Raw genomic sequence first — 17,916 nt, 5'->3', positions numbered from 1 at the left:
TCAATCGTTCTCTTCTGTGTCCGCGTACAAGTCGATCTCTTCTTCGTTCTCTTCTTCTTCCGCGAAGTAAGGATCTTCAGTATATATATCGTCGCCATCTTCCCCGGCGTCGTATACATGGTTCTCATCGCCTTCCGTCTCACTTATGACAGGAGGATAGATGCCCATCTCCCGGGCGTCAGTTTCGCTCTTGATGTCGATTTTCCAGCCTGTAAGCTTCGCGGCAAGGCGCGCGTTCTGGCCTCTCTTGCCGATCGCCAGCGACAGCTGATAATCCGGAACGACGACAGTTGTCGACCGGTCCTCTTCGTTCACTTGGACATCAAGCACTTTTGAAGGGCTCAATGCATTTGCGACAAACACGACCGGATCCTCGGACCATTCGACGATATCAATCTTTTCTCCGCTCAGCTCACCCGATATCGTCTGGACACGTGCTCCTCGTGCACCGACACAAGACCCTACAGGATCGACCTCTTCGTTGTTCGTGTGAACGGAAATCTTCGAGCGGTCTCCCGCTTCACGTGCAATTGACTTGATTTCCACGGTGCCGTCATAAATCTCCGGCACTTCCATTTCAAACAGCCTGCGGAGAAGACCTGGATGTGTCCGGGAAACGAATACTTGCGGACCGCGTGATGTGCGTTCCACTTTTGTGATATATACCTTGATGCGGTCATGGACATCATAAGACTCCGACGGGATCTGTTCGCTTACAGGAAGGACAGCTTCCACTTTGCCGAGCCCGACATAAAGATTGCGCTGGTCCAGCCGTTCCACAATGCCGTTTATAATGTCATCTTCACGATCGACATATTCATCATAGATGAGGCCACGCTCCGCTTCACGGACACGCTGCGTAACGACTTGCTTCGCAGTCTGTGCAGCGATGCGTCCGAAATCCCGAGGCGTCACTTCCTCTTCCAGGATATCTCCGATTTCATATGCCGGGTTAACCTTCATGGCGTCCTCCAGGGAGACCTGAAGTCTGTCATCCTCGACTTCCTCGACGACATCTTTACGGGCGAACACTTTCATTGTCCCTTTGTCAAGATTCAAATCGACACGCACGTTTTGTGCCTGATTGAAATTTCGTTTATAGGCGGTCACCAAAGCCGCTTCAATCGCTTCGACCAATATATCCCTTGAAATGCCTTTTTGCTTTTCGAGGGCGGTTAATGCATCGAGTAGATCACTACTCATTTCCCTTCACTCCCTATTATTCAATTATGCCGAGAAATCGATTGCCAGTCTGGCGAATGCGATTTTTTCCTTATCGATCGAAACTGTCACTTTCCGCGTTTTGATACGGATCTGTATTTCCGCCTTCTCCGGACCATACGCCAAAAGATAGCCTTCGAACTCTTTCATGCCGTCAATCGGCTCGTATGTCTTAATATAGACGTACTGGCCGATCGCTTTTACGAAATCCTCTTCCTTTTTCAAGGGACGTTCGGCGCCCGGTGACGATACTTCCAGGAAATAGTTCTGCGGAATCGGATCAGTCCGATCCAGCTCCTCACTCAGCTTTTCACTGACGAGCGCACATTGCTCAATGTCGATGTTGCCTTCCGGAGTATCGATATAGACGCGAAGGAACCAATCCTTGCCTTCCTTCACAAACTCGATATCCACAAGTTCCAGACCAAACTCATCGACAATCGGCGTGACGAGCTGCTCGACCTCTTCTGTAATTTTACTCATCATAGCCCTCCCGAACTTGAATTCAACCGCTACAAGCAAATCGCCGCCACTTGCCGGATGCCTGCAGGGCGGTTGCTGTCAAATTAAGTATAGACAACAGAAAAGAGCGGGAAACCCCACTCTTTTCACGCGAGACTTATAGCAAAAGTTGCTACAATTATACCATCGGTTACAAAGCGATGCAACCAAAGTGCATGTCGTTGCCATTAGGGATGCGCACTGGACGATATCAGAAAAGCGATAGCTGGTTCGTATCTGGCATTCCTTCTAGACAGCCAAGTGTATCCATATATTCCACCACGGTCTTCGACACCCTGCCGCGCTGCTGGAAATCTTCCTTGGAGAGGAAAATGCCATCCTTCCGGGCTTCGACAATCATCTTGGCGACATTCGTCCCTAGAGATGGAATCGAGTTGAACGGCGGAATCAGCGAATTGCCTTCGATGATAAATTTTGTGGCATCCGACTTATACAGATCCGGTTTCGCCATAGTGAAACCGCGCTCGGACATCTCTAGAGCAATCTCAAGCACTGTCAGCAAGCTCTTTTCTTTCGGTGAAGCATCGAGACCCTTTTCATTGATCTCTTTGACCTTCGCGCGGATGGATGCCGACCCTTTCGTCATGACCGCGAGATCAAAGTCGGTCGCCCTGACCGAGAAGTAGGCGGCATAATACATGATCGGGTGATGCACTTTAAAATACGCAATGCGAAGCGCCATCAGAACATAAGCGGCAGCGTGGGCTTTAGGGAACATGTATTTGATCTTCTTACATGAGTCGATGTACCAGTCCGGCACGCTGTTCGCTTTCATCTCCGCCTCGAATTCAGGCGTCAGCCCTTTCCCTTTCCGCACACTTTCCATGATTTTGAACGCCATCGACGGATCCAGCCCCTGATAGATCAGGTACACCATAATGTCATCCCGGCAGCCGATCACATCGGACAGCTGACAGATTTTATTCTGGATCAGCTCCTGCGCATTGCCGAGCCAGACGTCAGTGCCGTGGGACAAGCCCGAAATCTGGATCAGCTCCGAAAATGTGGACGGTTTCGTCTCTTCAAGCATCTGACGGACGAAGCGTGTTCCAAACTCAGGCACGCCAAGCGTTCCCGTCTTGCAGTCAATCTGCTCCTCCGTCACGCCAAGCGAGGACGTTCCGCTGAATAAGGCCATTACGCCGTCATCATCCGGCGGGATGGTTTTCGGATCGATTCCCGATAAATCCTCTAGCATCTTGATCATCGTCGGATCATCGTGTCCCAGAATATCAAGCTTCAGCAAGTTGTTATCAATTGAGTGGAAATCGAAATGCGTCGTCCGCCAGCTCGAACCGACGTCATCGGCAGGATACTGGATCGGTGTGAAATCAAAGATATCCATATCATCCGGGACGACTATGATGCCGCCCGGGTGCTGCCCTGTATTCCGCTTGACGCCTGTGCAGCCTTGCACAAGACGGTCGATTTCAGCGCCCCGGAAGTGGACATTGTTGTCGTTCATATACCCGCGTACATATCCGTACGCCGTCTTTTCCGCGACTGTTCCGATGGTCCCCGCCCTATACACGTAATCCTCGCCGAACAGCACTTTTGTATAGTTATGCGCATGCGCTTGATACTCACCGCTGAAGTTCAAGTCGATATCCGGAACTTTGTCTCCATTGAAGCCGAGGAACGTCTCAAATGGAATATCCTGGCCGTCCTTCTTGAACATCGACCCGCAATTCGGACACGCCTTGTCGGGCAAGTCGAAACCGGAGCCGACCGATCCGTCGTCGAAGAACTCGGATGTCTTGCAAGACGGACAGACATAATGCGGCGGCATCGGATTGACCTCTGTGATTTCCATCATCGTCGCAACGAGTGAAGAGCCGACCGACCCCCTGGAACCGACGAGATATCCGTCGTCCAGGGACTTCTTCACCAGCTTATGTGAGATGAGGTAGATGACGGCGAAGCCATTTCCAATGATCGAGTTCAATTCCTTCTCTATGCGCGCTTCGATGATCTCAGGCAGTTCATCCCCATAAATGCGGCGTGCCATCGAGTATGTCAGCTCGCGCACTTCATCGTTCGCCCCTTCAATTGCAGGAGGGTACAGGTCATCCTTGATGACTTTCACTTCACCGATCTTCTCCATGATCGCATGCGGATTATCAATGACAATCTGCTCAGCGGTCTCTTTGCCAAGGAAGTCGAATTCCTCCAGCATCTCGTTTGTCGTCCTGAAATGGACGGCGGGCAGGGAATGTCTGTTCAGCGGATTCGCCCCGCCTTGAGAGCGGACGAGGACTTGCCGATACATGGCATCGGTTTCGTCGATATAATGGACATTTCCTGTCGCGCATACCGGAAGACCGGTTTTTTTGCCGAGCTTGATCATCTTGCGCATGATATCTTCCAGATTCCACTCATCACGGACAAGTTCCATCTCTATCAAATGCGAATAGACGGGTTTCGGATGCAATTCAAGGTAATCATAGAACTTTGCGATCTCCTCCACTTCATCCATCGATTTCTGCATAAGCCCTTCAAATACTTCCCCTTTGTCGCATCCCGAGCCTACGAGAAGGCCGGACCGGTATTTCGAAAGAAGCGAGCGGGGGATTCGAGGCACCCGGTAAAAATAATCCATATGCGAGTAGGAGACTAGCTTGAACAGGTTTTTCAGGCCTTCGTCGCTCGTCACAAGTAGCGTGCAGTGCGAAGGACGAGATCGCTTATATGCATCGCTGTCCCCGATATGTTTGTTGAAATCATCCAGCCAATGGATGTCTTTTTCTTCTGCATCTTTCATGAGACGGATAAATAGATAGGCTGTCGCTTCAGTGTCGTAAATCGCCCGGTGATGCTGCGTCAATTCGATATCGAACTTCTTCGCAAGCGTATTCAGCCGGTGGTTGCGGAGCTCGGGATAGAGGAAGCGCGCAAGCTCGAGCGTATCGATTGCAGGGTAGGCCGTGTCATGCAGTCCAGCCTTCTTGCTGGCTTCGTACAGGAATCCCATGTCGAACGATGCATTATGGGCGACAAGGACCGAATCACCGATAAACGCCTTGAAGTCACGGATGACCTCCTCCACTTCCGGTGCATCCTTCACCATGTCATCTGTAATGCCTGTCAGTTCTGTCGTCGTGGAGGAAAGCGGATGGTGGGGGTTCGCGAACCGTTCAAACCGTTCGATGATTTCCCCGTCCTTCACTTTCACGGCGGCAAGCTCGATGATCGTGTCGTAGACTGCTGATAGCCCGGTCGTCTCTACGTCGAAAACAACGAAGACATCATCTTCCAGCTTACGATGCTGTTCATCATAAACAATGGGCACTCCATCATCCACCAGATTCGCTTCCAGGCCGAAAAGCACTTTGATGCCATGTTTTTTGCCGGCCGAATAGGCTTCCGGGAACGACTGCACATTGGCGTGATCTGTGATCGCCACTGCCGGGTGCCCCCACTTGGCGGCTTGGGCGACAATGGAGGAGGCGGATATGACTCCATCCATCTGGCTCATGTTCGTATGCGCGTGGAGTTCAATCCGCTTCCTGCCTTCCGGCGCCGTGTCTTTTCGGACAACTGGTGCGATTTCCATGATATCTTGCGCAATCATCGTTAAATCACGTACAAATGTATCGTTTTGGATGCTGCCGCGCGCCCGTACCCAAGCTCCTTTTTTTAATGTATTCATCAGTTCAGCGTCTTCACTGTCACGTGAAAACATCTTCACAAGAATTGAATCTGTGTAATCGGTCACTTTCATCGTCAATAAGGACCGTCCGCTGCGGAGTTCGCGCACTTCCACGTCGAATACATATCCTTGGATCGCGATCCGGCGCTCTTCATCCTGGATAGAAGAAATATCGCTGATCTCCTCGCCCGATTTGATCGGCGTCCCCAAAATGAACGGCCTGTCCAAATCTGGAGCGTCTTTCCGGGCAGTATCCCTTTCCTGCATGACAGCAAGCGCCTTCTTCGCATATGCCTCTTCTTCCGCCTCGCGCGCCGCAAGAAATGCCTGCCTCGCCGCTTCATCGGCCTCCACGCCTTTTTCCTGAAGAACGACGTCAAAATAGAGTGACGGGAAAGCAAATGATTCATATACTTCGGACAGCAAATTGGCATATTTGTTTTTCAGCGTCTGCAACTCCATATCGGAGCCGGCTTCCAGCATCAGCTTCTCGCCTTTGACGACAGGCCTTTGGCCGCTTAACCGCTCGCGGATCGGCGGCGACATATCCTGCAATTCCTCAAGGATGAACGGCCAATAGGCTGCAATCAGGTCTCCATCAAACATACGGTTGCGGCTTGATAAGTGAAGCCGGATTTGCGCAATTGCCTGGAATGACTGTTCAACCCTCTGTTTGAAAATCCGGAACACCTCGATCGGCAGAGGATTCTCAAGCAAAATGTCGAACTGCCAAACTTTCGATTTAGTATGGACATTGACCCGTTGCAATTCCGCATCTTTGAAATGGACCGCTAATTCATCTTCATCCATTCCGATCTGCTGAAGCAGCGTCAACAATTTCATCTTTCCATCCATATTGCTTCCCCCTCTCTTGCTATATGTATCTTTTTGATATAAGACTGTTTGAATGCCAAAAGAAGGGAAGGACGGGCATACCCGGCCTCCCCTTGTCTATTAGATGGCAAAGAAGGACTGGAGTTTTTCCGTGACTTCCTCTTTCTGCCACTCAACCATCTCGCCTGTTTCCCGAAATTTGATCTCGATGATGCCTGACGCCGCCTTCTTTCCTACGACCAGGCGAATCGGCAATCCGATAAGATCGGCATCCGCAAATTTGACGCCCGCCCGTTCATCACGATCATCATGCAAAATATCATATCTGTATGTTTTAAGCAGACTGTACAGGTCTTCTGACAATTGACGCTGCACATCGTCTTTCATGTCTACAGTAATCAGGTGGATATGATAGGGAGCTACCTGTTTTGGCCATTTCAATCCGTATTCATCATGATACTGCTCGGCGAGTGTCGCCAGCAGCCGGTAGACATCCAATTCACACTCTACGACTGACAGCGGCTTTGATTTTCCGTCCGCCGCAGTGAAAAGCGCTCCTATCTTTTCACTGCTTTTTGTGCCGAGACGGCGGATCCGGGCCAGTTCCGTGCCGTTCATGAAATGGATTGTCCCGTAGCCATCAGGGGAAGGATCCCCCTCCCGGATCAGCCGGAGGTCACCGTAGGCATCGACGGCGAAGTCCCTGTCCGGATTGACATTAATCAGATGGAATCCATCCTCATTCGCTCCGCAAACGCCATTGATCATGGCAGCGACTGCTCTGTCGCTAAACACCTGCATGCCGACCGGCAGTTTCACAGGACCGATCGAACCAGGAGGCACCCCTAAAATCCGGGTCACTTCCTCTTTATTTGCAAGTCTTACAGATTGCCTTTGGAGAAAACGCGAAAGTTTCGGTTCGCTGATCTCGTGATCTCCTCTCACAAGCACAACGACATATTGATCGTCTGCTTGGTAAACGAGCGTTTTAATGACAGACGACTTAGGAACAGCAAGCAGTTCCGCGGCCTCCCCGGCTGTACGGGCATCCGGTGTCGCCACTTTCTCCAATTCCTTCGCTTTTGTGTTTTCCGGTTCCCCCGTCTCTTCACGCACTTCTGCAAGTTCAAGCGGAGCTGCATAAGAAGAAGCATCGCTAAAAGCAATCTTCTCTTCACCTGCTGGAGAAATGGCGATGAACGTATAGCAATCTTCCATTTTAATAATCCGGTGATCGATCCCAAGTTTCGCGAATATGAACGAGCAATTCTGCTCAAGCATACCGAAACGCTCTGTAGCCTTTTCTTCACCGTCAGTGAAGGAGAATGCTTCGGCGACAAGACCTTCCCGGCTATGCATAAGACCTTTCCTGGAGTTTTTCTCATCCCGGAACACCGGCCTGATTTGATAGAATGTCAGCGGCAGTTTCTTATAAGATTCCAGTTCTTTCGCCATTAGAGCCATCGCCATTTCAAGATAGGAAGGCGCTAGCACCGTATCCTTGCCGTTCCTGTCCTGAAGTGTGAACAGCTCCCTTCCATAGCTTGAATCGCGGCCTGTCTGCTGCCACGGGGAAGCCGGCTGCAGGGCAGGAAGCATGTATTCCACTGCACTGGAGGATTCCAATTCTTCCCGGATGACTTCCTTCATCTTCCGCAATACGAGCGAACCCAAAGGCAAAATCGACTGGGCGCCAGCTCCGTTCGGCCGGATGTATCCGGCTCTCATCAGAAACCTATGGGGAGCCTCCTCCTCTTGAGAGGAAGAGGCTTCGCGCAATGTAGGTATGAAAGTCTGTGATTGTTTCATAGTCCTTCCCACCTTTTCTGCTCTTGTTTATCCGTTAAAAAAGAATTTTTGTATGTCATTCCATGTGACAACCAGCATAAGAACCATGAGAAGCATGATGCCGACAAGATGGACCATGCCCTCTTTCTGTTTGTCGACCGGTTTTCCGCGGAGCGCTTCAAACAGGAAGAAAAGAAGTCTTCCGCCATCTAGCGCAGGAAGCGGCAGCAGGTTCATGATTCCAAGGTTGATACTGAGCATTGCCGCAAAATTCATCAGGCTGTAGACGCCTGTCTGAGCGACTGCCTCAGTCGTCTTATAAATGCCGACCGGTCCTGACAGCGCATCTATCGTAAACTTACCGGTTACCAGTTCTCCCAGCAGTTCAAAAATCCGCTTAATCCAGTATCCTGTCTGTTCCACTCCGAAAGCGACGGATTTGAATACATTTTTCTCATATTCAGGCTTTGTCTTAATACCTAACTGTCCGAACTCCATGCCCGAATCCTTGATAACCGAAGGCACGACAGTAAGCGACTGCTGCAAGCCGCCGCGTTCGACAGTCAATTGCACTTCCTTGCCAGGGCTCTTCTGCACGATATCCGTGAATTCCGTCCACTTATCTGTCGGCTTGCCATTGACGCTCGTTACAAGGTCCCCAGCTTGCATTCCACCTGCTTCCGCAGCTGAGCCTGCGATGACTTCGTCGATCAGCGGCTCATTTTTCGGTACGCCCATAAGCAAACCGAGTGCCGCGAAGATGAAGAATGCCAAAATGAAGTTGAATAGTGGTCCGGCGAAAATAGTTGCAGCCCTGCTGAAAAGAGGCTTGGAATCGAACTGACGGTCATATGGCGCGATCAATGTTTCCTGGCCTTTTTCAAGGATGACAGCATTCCTCGCCACTTTGAAGGAGACGAGATTCCCGCTTTCATCATAGCCTTCCATCACTAACTTTTTCGCAAGATCCGCCGACTCGACTTCGAGGAATAGAATGTTCGGGTCTGAGATATTCCGGTTCAAGTAAATCTTTTCGATTTCGTCCTGGCCATTAAGCAAAAGCCCCACGCGATAACCGGGCTGCAGTTCAACAGTGTCAAAGTCCTCGCCCGCCATCCGGACATACCCTCCGAGCGGCAATAGGCGGATTGTATAAAGGGTTTCCCCTCTTTGCTGATAGAATATTTTCGGCCCAAATCCAATCGCGAATTCACGAACCATGATGCCCGAGCTCTTCGCTAGCAGGAAGTGTCCAAGTTCATGGAAAAAAACAAGCGAACCGAAAATGATGATGAACGCAATAACGGTTTCCATGTAAAACCACCTTACTGGCCCAAACAGGCCGTATTATAAATCACCCAATCCGCCGTAACTCTCTTGCGCGAAGGGTCATACCGTTGTTCGGCATTTTCATTTTACCATATCATACACCAGTTTCCGTGCGCGCGCATCCTCTTCCAATATTGTTCCTAGGTCCGGGGAGGAGACCGCCCTGTGTCCATCCATCGCTCTTTCCACGAGCTCATCGATTTGTAGGAATGGAATCTTCCCTTCCATGAACAATTGGACAGCGACTTCGTTAGCGGCGTTCATGACAGCTGTCATTGTGCCGCCCTCCCGTCCCGCCTGATAGGCAAGTGCCAGGGCTTTGTAGCGCGCCAGGTCCATCTTTTCAAAATGCAGCAGGCCGATTTCCTCGAGCCTGAGCGGCTTTGCATTATTCATCGGAATCCGGTCAGGGTATGTCATGGCGTATTGAATTGGTACACGCATATCAGGCGAACCAAGCTGCGCCATGATGCTCGTATCTTCATACTCAACCATGGAATGAATAATGCTCTCCTTATGAAGCAGGCAATCGATTTGATCGTACGGCATGTTGAACAGATGGTGTGCTTCTATGACTTCAAGCCCTTTGTTCATCATCGTCGCCGAATCAATCGTCAGTTTATTCCCCATCGACCAGTTCGGATGGGCTAGCGCTTCCTCGACTGTCACACCTTCGAGCTCAGCCCGCGAGCGGTCCCTGAAGCTTCCGCCGGATGCAGTGAGGATCAGCCTTTTGATCCGCTTTGGATTTTCACCATTGAGCGACTGGAAGAGTGCCGAATGTTCACTGTCCACCGGCAGAAGGGGAACATTCCGTTTTTTCGCTTCCTCTACGACGATATCACCTGCAGCGACAAGTGTCTCTTTATTGGCAATAGCAATCGGTATACCCGCTTGGATCGCCTGTAAAGTCGGCTCCAGACCAATACTGCCGATGACGGCATTCACAAGCAGATCTGCGCCAGCTTCAGACGCAACGGCGATCAAGCCCTCTTTGCCATGGAGGATTTTTGTATTCGGGAATTCAGATTGCAGGCGTCCCGCATCCTCTCCATGCATGACAGACACGATTTTCGGTCTGTGGCGGTTCAGGATTTCCCTCGTCTTAGCGATATTGGTACCCGCAGAAAATGAGACAAGTTCGAACTGATCCTGATTGGATTCTATAATATCAAGTGTCTGTACACCAATGGAGCCGGTAGCCCCGAGCAGCCCAATACGTTTTAACATATGCTAAAAGACATCCTTTCAAGTTACGAAACAAAATGTAGAAAATGCAATAACGGCAGGACGAACAGCAAACTATCGAACCTGTCCAACACACCGCCGTGTCCCGGGAGAATTTTTCCCGAGTCCTTAACATCATAATGCCGTTTGAATGCGGATTCAACCAAATCTCCCAACTGGCCGACAATTGATGCCACGATTGTGATGATGATCAAAAGCGGATAGGTTGAAGCAATCGGCTTGAATGCCTGCATGACGCAAGCAAAAATGACAGCGCAAAGAATACCGCCGATAAATCCCTCCACAGTCTTGTTCGGGGAAATCTCCGGCCATAATTTTCGGTTCCCAAGCTTTCTCCCGACAAAATAGGCTCCGGAATCTGTAGTCCAGATGACAAGCAATGCGTAAATGATATATTCGAGGCCAACGCCCCTCGTTTCATTCAGATAATAAAAACCGATGCCGACATATAGAACCGAAAGGACCGTAAACGCTGCATCGTCGAATGTATACCGGTTTTTTGATAGTACCGTATAAATAAGCAGCAGCAGAACAAAGATAAAGGCTAATTCTATTTTTGTAAGATGAAGAATATGTTCTAATTGGCCGGTCCATTCAGAGGGAACTAGTAAAATGGCAAGTGCAAGCCATGCAATGATGCCTTCTACTGATAATAAGTCCAAATGTTTCATTCTGAATAATTCATACAGCCCTACACTTGCAATCACATAAATGGCGATTGTAAAGGGGATCCCCCCTACTATTACTAATGGCACGAATAAGGCTATAGCAATGATAGCTGTCACAATTCTCTGTTTCACACGTTCCGATCTCCTTCCACACTTCCAAAGCGCCGGTTTCTCATCTGAAATTCTTCCATTGCATGCAGCATGCACGTCTCATCGAAATCCGGCCATAGCACATCGGTAAAGGAAAACTCCGAATAGGCCAGCTGCCACAGCATGAAATTGGACAATCTCACTTCCCCGCTTGTGCGGATCAGCAGATCGGGTTCTGGTAAGTGAGCTGTCATCAGATGAGACTCGATAACGGATTCATCAATCTCATCAGCGGACAGTTCGCCGGTTTGCACAAGCTTGGCGATCTCTTTCATTGAATTGACGATCTCAAGCCGGCTTCCATAGTTCATGGCAAAATTCAAGATGAGCCCGTTGTTTTCTGATGTCTGCTTGACGGCAGTCATAATTGCTTGCTTAGTATGTTCGGGCAGTGCATCAAAGTTTCCAATCATTTCCACTTTTACGTCTTGTTCAATCAGTTCAGGTAAATACGTAGTGAGGAACTCACCTGGCAATTTCATAAGAAAATCGATTTCCAATTTAGGGCGCTTCCAGTTTTCTGTCGAAAAAGCGTAAAGTGTCAACACCTTAACACCGAGTTGATTGGCGATGCGCGTAATTTTCCGGACTGTCTTCATTCCTTCGTGATGTCCTGCAATCCTGGGCAAATTACGCTGTTTCGCCCATCTTCCGTTGCCGTCCATTATGATTGCGACATGTGCCGGTATTTGCCTGCGTTTAACGGCTGCTATACGTTCAGCCAGCGAAGCATCCACCTCAACATTTTTCTTCCGCAATAATTTATCAAGCATTTCGTTTCCTCCACTCGGCAACAATTTGAGCAAGTATATTCTCTATCGTATCAAACTGAAAGGCAAATTTCATTCCATACATGCCCCCTCTATTTCGTTCGTTGAACTTTTTCTAACGTATGCGGATGAATGGATGATTACGATAAAATGTTATGCCCTTCAGGTTCCTGTTCCCGCTGCCTGCAAATGGAACGGGACGTCCTGGAAATAGGACGTCCCGCTGTTTAGAAGGTTCTTCTATCAGATTTCCAAAATCTCTTTTTCTTTCTCTTTTGCGATCTCATCAATCTTTTCAATGTAGGAATCCGTCAGTTTCTGGATGTCATCACTTTCACGGCGTAATTCATCCTCCGTGATATCTCCCGACTTTTCAAGCTTTTTCAAATCATCGTTTCCATCTCGGCGGATGTTACGGATCGCGACCTTCGAATCTTCAGCTTCTTTTTTGACGAGTTTGACGAGTTCTTTCCGTCGCTCTTCTGTCAAAGCCGGCACAGCCAGCCGGATCACTGATCCATCGCTGGATGGCGTTATGCCGATATCTGATTTCATTATCGCCTTTTCAATATCGCCAAGGACCGATTTGTCATAAGGCTGGATGACAAGCAGACGGGGTTCAGGTACAGAAACACCCGCCATCTGATTAATTGGCGTAGGTGCACCATAGTAATCGACAAAAATCCGGTCAAGCAACGCAGCATTCGCACGGCCTGCCCGTATGGATGCCATTTCGCGTCCTAGCGCTCCAATCGCCTTTTCCATTTTCTCTTTTGTTTGGTTCAACACTTCGTGTGGCATTACCCTTTCCTCCTGACAACCGTACCAATCGTTTCTCCCAGCACGGCTTTTTTAATATTTCCATTATCCATAATTGAGAATACTACGAGAGGGATGTCATTGTCCATACAAAGGGTCGAAGCGGTCGAATCCATCACTTCAAGGCCTTGGCTGATCACTTCTAAATACGAGAGTTCGGAGTACTTAACGGCCGTTTCGTCCTTTAACGGATCGGCGGAATAGACACCATCGACATTGTTCTTGCCCATCAGGATGACATCCGCTTCAATCTCAGCAGCTCGAAGTGCGGCTGTCGTGTCTGTAGAGAAGTACGGGTTTCCGGTTCCAGCTGCAAAAATGACAACGCGTTTCTTCTCAAGATGGCGTATCGCTTTTCTGCGAATATACGGTTCAGCCACTTGACGCATATCAATCGAGGAGGATACCCGTGTTTCCACCCCAAGCTTCTCCAGAGCATCCTGTAAGGCAAGCGAGTTCATGACAGTTGCCAGCATCCCCATATAGTCCGCTGTTGTACGGTCCATGCCCATCTCACTGCCGACCTTGCCTCTCCAAATATTGCCGCCGCCTACGACGACTGCCACTTCAACACCAAGATCGACGACATCTTTCACTTGTGTTGCGACAGATTTGATGATCTCAGGTGATAGACCATATCCTTTTTCTCCGGCCAATGCTTCACCGCTTAACTTCAAGACGATCCGTTTATACTTTGGGACGCTCATATGTACCCTCCATCTTCTCATTTTTCTCGAAAAATAGGGAACACAAGTGATGTGTTCCCTACTCTTTTTATAGTGTAACCAAAAGGAACGTCTTATTTCCCTTTGACTTGGCTCATTACTTCGTCCGCAAAGTTGTCTTCACGCTTTTCAATGCCTTCGCCAACAGCATAGCGGATGAATTCCTTCAACTTGCCGCCTGTTGATTTAATGAACTCTCCAACTTTTTGATCAGAGTTCTTAACAAACGCTTGATCAAGAACGCAAATCTCTTCGAAATATTTGCCGAGACGGCCTTCTACCATTTTCGCAACGATATTTTCAGGCTTGCCTTCGTTAAGCGCTTGTTCAGTAAGGACTTTGCGCTCACGCTCGACTTCTTCGTCAGATACTTGGTCGCGTGAAATGTATTTAGGATTCAAAGCAGCGATGTGCATTGCGACGTCTTTCGCTGCACTCTCATCAGTAGTCCCCTCGAGGATTGTAAGAACAGCAATGCGTCCGCCCATATGGAGGTAAGGGCCGAATGCGTCGTTGTCAGTCTTCGTACGGACTTCAAAACGGCGAAGCGTAATCTTCTCGCCAATTTTAGCTACTGCATTTGAGATATGGTCTGCAACCGATGTGCCATTAGGCATTTTCGATTCTAGCGCTTCTTCAACTGTAGCAGGCTTTGCAGCAAGCAATTGCTCAGCAAGTTCTTTTACAAGTGTTTGGAATGCTTCGTTCTTCGCTACGAAGTCAGTTTCCGCATTCACTTCGAGGATGACAGCTTCGTTTCCTTCGACGAGGATGTAAGTTGTGCCTTCAGCCGCAATACGGTCAGCTTTTTTAGCGGCACTGGAAAGGCCTTTTTCACGAAGGAAGTCAACAGCTGCGTCCATATCGCCGTTCACTTCAGTCAATGCTTTTTTGCAGTCCATCATGCCTGCGCCTGTTTTTTCACGCAATTCTTTTACCATTTGTGCTGTAATTGCCATTTTCTTTTCCTCCTAAATATGAAATCGAAAGGTGGCCTTCGCGTTATGCTGGCCAGTTGCTCTTTAAAAAAGACGATAAGTGGAGTTTGGCCGCTTACCGTCTCATTTTAAGCTATTACTCTGCAGCTACCGTTTCTGCTTCTTCTTCTGTAGTCGTCTCTTCATCCGCGCCTTGTCTAGATTCAATCAATGCATCAGCCATTTTACTTGTAAGAAGGCGTACTGCACGGATTGCGTCGTCGTTCGCTGGGATGACGTAGTCGATTTCATCCGGATCACAGTTTGTATCAACAATTCCGACGAGCGGAATGTTCAATTTCATTGCTTCAGCAACCGCAATGCGCTCTTTGCGTGGGTCAACGACAAAGATGACATCCGGCAAAGATTTCATGTCACGGATACCGCCAAGGAATTTCACGAGGCGCTCGTGTTCTTTACGCAATTGGGAAACTTCTTTTTTAGGAAGAACTGCGAATGTACCGTCCTCTTCCATTTGTTCGATCTTCTTCATGCGTGCAACACGCTTTTGAATTGTACCGAAGTTTGTTAGTGTACCACCAAGCCAGCGTTGGTTGATGTAGTACATGCCTGCACGTTCTGCTTCTTCTTTGATCGCTTCCTGTGCTTGTTTCTTTGTACCGACGAAAAGCACTTTGCCTCCGTCAGCTCCGACTTGGCGCATGAAGTCATAAGCTTCTTCAAGCTTCTTAACTGTCTTTTGCAAGTCGATGATGTAGATGCCGTTACGCTCTTGGAAAATATACTTCTTCATTTTCGGGTTCCAACGGCGTGTCTGGTGTCCGAAGTGTACACCTGCTTCAAGCAGTTGTTTCATAGAAATTACTGACATTTTTTCTTCCTCCTGTTTGGTTGGTTTCCTCCGCATCAATCATCCGGCGAAGCGACCTCGCGGCACCCTCTTCACCGTCATCATGCGTGTGTAGTAACACCATTTGTTACTATAACATAGGCAAAATCCGTTTGCAAGAAGTTCACTTGAATTTGAGGATCAGTTCGATTTCCGTCTTTCCTTTTCCAAGCTTTCTTGCAATTTCTTCAATGGAACGGCCCTCTTCATGCAGACGGACAGCCAGCGACCGGTCATCTACCGGTTCTTCCGAAGGTGCCTTTTTAGGCGCCATGTTCGCCGAATAGGTTTGCATCGCTTTTTTCACCGGAATGACAGGTTTAATCCGCACTTCTTCAACCGGGCCCTGTCTTTCAGTTTTGACTTCCCCGTCAGCCGATGCATGATAGTCACGGCTTTCCAGCAAATTGATGAGCCTGTCGTTTTCATCCTTCAGTTCATGCAGGTACGCGGCGATCGTATCATCCATTTCAGCCATGAGTCTCTGTTGTTTCGCTTCCACGTCATTCACTTTATTCATGCGCATATAGAGCAGTGCGATGAGATAAAAACAGACGAGTTGCACGATGAAAAGCAGTATGATGGCAATTGTCATTTTCTTTTACCCCGTGAAATCGACGAAGGCCCCTTTATACGGGTGCTCCGTGCTGTTTTGTTCATTGCTGTCTTTCTTCCCGTGGCGCCCCTCTTCTTGCTGCCGGCTGTTTCCGCCTGTTTTTTGGTTTGCCGCCTTTGCAGCGGTCTCCGATTTGACGACGCTCTCGCGTTGCTTCAGCTGTTCCTTTTCTGTCAGGCTGTTCGCCAGATCCTGGTTCATCTGGGACTGCTGCTGTTTCTGCTCAGCAACCTTGCCGGCGTCGAACGTCTTCGGGATGGCGATCTGCAGTTCAATCACTTTCAAGCTCATAGTATTCCTCCATCAATGATTTCAGGAGACAAAAGTTTTCGCAGCTTAAATAGAGCCTTTGAATGGATCTGGGAAATACGGGAGGTCGACAGGCTGAGGATTTCCCCGATTTCCGTCAACGTCATCTCTTCCGTATAAAACAGGCTGAGGACGAGCTGTTCGTTCTTATTCAATTGTTTGATATTCTCCGCAAGGTCACCGACGAGTTCAGCCATCATCGCTGTCTGTTCAGGGGTTTTCAATGTCTCGTCTTTGATCACAAATGATTTCTGGTTCTCTTCGTCATCCTCATTGATGCGTTCATCGATGGACAGGACATTGGCAAAAAAATTCTCATGCACTGTCTGATACACTTCGTCAACAGTTATGCCAAGATGATCCGCGACTTCCTCAGGGGTCGCATGTCGAAGCAGTTTCTGTTCCAGCTTCAAAATCTCCTCTTCCATCTTCTTCGTCTTCTCCCGCACAGATCTTGGCAGCCAATCCTCTTTGCGGAGGCCGTCAATAATGGTGCCGCGTATCCGGAATGATGCATATGTGTCGAATTTCAAATCACGGCCGGGATCGAATTTTGTGAGCGCATCAAACAGCCCCTGCAAGCCAAGGCTTTTTATGTCATCTCTTGGGACACTGCGCGGCAAGCCGGAACTGATCCTTTGTACATGGTAATTAACGAGAGGGGTGTATTTTCGGACGAGCACATCACCGGCATCGGCATTCCTATCGGATAACCATAGCTTCCAACATTCTTCCTCCGTCATACTTTGGCTGGACATCATACCCCTCGCTTTCCAAATGAATGAATCTACTATTCTCCAAACAGAATTTATGTATTAAGTATATCAAATTTTAGCGAAAAAAGGCGACTGAATCGTTCAGCCGCCTTCATAACCTGTTGTGTAAATATTGGCAGCGCCTTAGCAGAAGCTCATCCGCCTTGTTGTAAGCCATCCCTAGCCGGTCTACAGCTCTTTTGTGCCTTCATTGACCGTCCGGATGCTCAATTTGGCCGAAGCGGGGTCAAATTCGATTGTCCTCCCGCTCGAACCTCCTGTATCTTCCGCTATAAGAGGAATAGAGAGCTTCCGCAGCTCTTTTTTTACCGCTTCCACGTTGCGCGGGCCGATCCTTACAGTGTCGCTTGAACCGAATTGGAACATTTGTGCCCCTCCTGCAATCTTCGCTTTCAAGGACAGCGGACGGACCCCTTCGGCTTTCAGCAACTCCATCAGTGCATATACACCCGTATCGGCAAATTTCGCCATATTGATCTTATCCGACTTGCCAAGGGTCGAATCAGGAAGCATGACATGGAGCATCCCGGCAATCTTTTTCACTTCATCATACAAGATGACGCCGACACATGAGCCAAGCCCTGATGTCCTGATTGTGTCCGGTGCTTTGACGATATTCATGTCTGCGATGCCGACACGGACGACAGTTTGAACGGCCGCCATCG

Annotated in this window: 16 protein-coding genes; all 16 read right to left on the bottom strand. The window is 49.0% G+C overall.

The genetic code is table 11. The features are described 5' to 3' along the window. On the bottom strand, window positions 1-1,203 hold the full coding sequence (gene nusA, locus ACZ5FK_RS01125) for a transcription termination factor NusA (protein WP_464806086.1): 1,203 nt from the start codon (window positions 1,201-1,203) through the stop codon (window positions 1-3). 24 nt (window positions 1,204-1,227) lie between these two features. Beyond that, entirely contained in the window at window positions 1,228-1,704 is a 477-nt protein-coding gene (gene rimP, locus ACZ5FK_RS01120; RefSeq protein WP_464806085.1) for a ribosome maturation factor RimP, read from the bottom strand. A gap of 229 nt (window positions 1,705-1,933) precedes the next feature. After that, the gene (locus ACZ5FK_RS01115; protein ID WP_464806084.1) at window positions 1,934-6,247 is read right to left on the bottom strand and encodes a PolC-type DNA polymerase III; all 4,314 of its coding nucleotides are present in this window, start codon (window positions 6,245-6,247) and stop codon (window positions 1,934-1,936) included. Between the two features lie 99 nt (window positions 6,248-6,346). Beyond that, entirely contained in the window at window positions 6,347-8,035 is a 1,689-nt protein-coding gene (proS, locus tag ACZ5FK_RS01110; RefSeq protein WP_464806083.1) for a proline--tRNA ligase, read from the bottom strand. 27 nt (window positions 8,036-8,062) lie between these two features. Next, a complete protein-coding gene (gene rseP, locus ACZ5FK_RS01105; RefSeq protein ID WP_464806082.1) occupies window positions 8,063-9,328 on the bottom strand; it encodes an RIP metalloprotease RseP in 1,266 nt (421 codons plus the stop codon). Between the two features lie 96 nt (window positions 9,329-9,424). Continuing rightward, a complete protein-coding gene (locus ACZ5FK_RS01100; RefSeq protein ID WP_464806081.1) occupies window positions 9,425-10,573 on the bottom strand; it encodes a 1-deoxy-D-xylulose-5-phosphate reductoisomerase in 1,149 nt (382 codons plus the stop codon). A 23-nt stretch (window positions 10,574-10,596) separates the two neighbouring features. Continuing rightward, window positions 10,597-11,391, bottom strand: coding sequence for a phosphatidate cytidylyltransferase (locus ACZ5FK_RS01095; RefSeq protein WP_464806080.1), 795 nt, complete (start codon window positions 11,389-11,391; stop codon window positions 10,597-10,599). Next, window positions 11,388-12,182, bottom strand: coding sequence for an isoprenyl transferase (locus ACZ5FK_RS01090; protein WP_464806079.1), 795 nt, complete (start codon window positions 12,180-12,182; stop codon window positions 11,388-11,390). The genes ACZ5FK_RS01095 and ACZ5FK_RS01090 overlap by 4 nt, the downstream gene beginning before the upstream one ends. A gap of 240 nt (window positions 12,183-12,422) precedes the next feature. Beyond that, window positions 12,423-12,980 carry a ribosome recycling factor gene (gene frr, locus ACZ5FK_RS01085; protein ID WP_464806078.1) on the bottom strand — a complete coding sequence of 186 codons (558 nt, stop codon included), beginning with the start codon at window positions 12,978-12,980 and terminating at the stop codon, window positions 12,423-12,425. Next, the gene (gene pyrH / locus ACZ5FK_RS01080; protein WP_464806077.1) at window positions 12,980-13,705 is read right to left on the bottom strand and encodes a UMP kinase; all 726 of its coding nucleotides are present in this window, start codon (window positions 13,703-13,705) and stop codon (window positions 12,980-12,982) included. The genes frr and pyrH overlap by 1 nt, the downstream gene beginning before the upstream one ends. A 92-nt stretch (window positions 13,706-13,797) precedes the next feature. Further along, window positions 13,798-14,682, bottom strand: coding sequence for a translation elongation factor Ts (gene tsf / locus ACZ5FK_RS01075; RefSeq protein WP_464806076.1), 885 nt, complete (start codon window positions 14,680-14,682; stop codon window positions 13,798-13,800). A 115-nt stretch (window positions 14,683-14,797) separates the two neighbouring features. Further along, window positions 14,798-15,532, bottom strand: a complete 735-nt coding sequence (rpsB, locus tag ACZ5FK_RS01070; protein ID WP_464806075.1) for a 30S ribosomal protein S2 — start codon at window positions 15,530-15,532, stop codon at window positions 14,798-14,800. 142 nt (window positions 15,533-15,674) lie between these two features. Next, the gene (locus ACZ5FK_RS01065; RefSeq protein WP_464806074.1) at window positions 15,675-16,145 is read right to left on the bottom strand and encodes a DUF6115 domain-containing protein; all 471 of its coding nucleotides are present in this window, start codon (window positions 16,143-16,145) and stop codon (window positions 15,675-15,677) included. A 6-nt stretch (window positions 16,146-16,151) separates the two neighbouring features. After that, window positions 16,152-16,457, bottom strand: coding sequence for an RNA polymerase subunit sigma (locus ACZ5FK_RS01060; protein ID WP_464806073.1), 306 nt, complete (start codon window positions 16,455-16,457; stop codon window positions 16,152-16,154). Continuing rightward, window positions 16,454-17,233 carry a FliA/WhiG family RNA polymerase sigma factor gene (locus tag ACZ5FK_RS01055; RefSeq protein WP_464806072.1) on the bottom strand — a complete coding sequence of 260 codons (780 nt, stop codon included), beginning with the start codon at window positions 17,231-17,233 and terminating at the stop codon, window positions 16,454-16,456. The genes ACZ5FK_RS01060 and ACZ5FK_RS01055 overlap by 4 nt, the downstream gene beginning before the upstream one ends. Window positions 17,234-17,419: 186 nt before the next feature. Beyond that, the gene (locus tag ACZ5FK_RS01050) at window positions 17,420-17,914 is read right to left on the bottom strand and encodes a chemotaxis protein CheD (protein WP_464806071.1); all 495 of its coding nucleotides are present in this window, start codon (window positions 17,912-17,914) and stop codon (window positions 17,420-17,422) included. Window positions 17,915-17,916 lie beyond the last annotated feature (2 nt).

This window comes from Sporosarcina sp. GTC18466 (assembly GCF_055389225.1).
This window is presented reverse-complemented; position numbering and strand designations above follow the sequence as displayed.

Coding starts and splice junctions, on each gene's coding strand:
- ACZ5FK_RS01100 (WP_464806081.1), bottom strand. CDS start 10,573: ATGTTAAAACGTATTGGGCTGCTCGGGGCTACCGGCTCCATTGGTGTA.
- rseP (WP_464806082.1), bottom strand. CDS start 9,328: ATGGAAACCGTTATTGCGTTCATCATCATTTTCGGTTCGCTTGTTTTT.
- frr (WP_464806078.1), bottom strand. CDS start 12,980: ATGCCACACGAAGTGTTGAACCAAACAAAAGAGAAAATGGAAAAGGCG.
- ACZ5FK_RS01115 (WP_464806084.1), bottom strand. CDS start 6,247: ATGGATGGAAAGATGAAATTGTTGACGCTGCTTCAGCAGATCGGAATG.
- pyrH (WP_464806077.1), bottom strand. CDS start 13,705: ATGAGCGTCCCAAAGTATAAACGGATCGTCTTGAAGTTAAGCGGTGAA.
- ACZ5FK_RS01060 (WP_464806073.1), bottom strand. CDS start 16,457: ATGAGCTTGAAAGTGATTGAACTGCAGATCGCCATCCCGAAGACGTTC.
- ACZ5FK_RS01055 (WP_464806072.1), bottom strand. CDS start 17,233: ATGTCCAGCCAAAGTATGACGGAGGAAGAATGTTGGAAGCTATGGTTA.
- ACZ5FK_RS01090 (WP_464806079.1), bottom strand. CDS start 12,182: ATGCTTGATAAATTATTGCGGAAGAAAAATGTTGAGGTGGATGCTTCG.
- ACZ5FK_RS01065 (WP_464806074.1), bottom strand. CDS start 16,145: ATGACAATTGCCATCATACTGCTTTTCATCGTGCAACTCGTCTGTTTT.
- ACZ5FK_RS01050 (WP_464806071.1), bottom strand. CDS start 17,914: ATGGCGGCCGTTCAAACTGTCGTCCGTGTCGGCATCGCAGACATGAAT.
- tsf (WP_464806076.1), bottom strand. CDS start 14,682: ATGGCAATTACAGCACAAATGGTAAAAGAATTGCGTGAAAAAACAGGC.
- nusA (WP_464806086.1), bottom strand. CDS start 1,203: ATGAGTAGTGATCTACTCGATGCATTAACCGCCCTCGAAAAGCAAAAA.
- rpsB (WP_464806075.1), bottom strand. CDS start 15,532: ATGTCAGTAATTTCTATGAAACAACTGCTTGAAGCAGGTGTACACTTC.
- rimP (WP_464806085.1), bottom strand. CDS start 1,704: ATGAGTAAAATTACAGAAGAGGTCGAGCAGCTCGTCACGCCGATTGTC.
- proS (WP_464806083.1), bottom strand. CDS start 8,035: ATGAAACAATCACAGACTTTCATACCTACATTGCGCGAAGCCTCTTCC.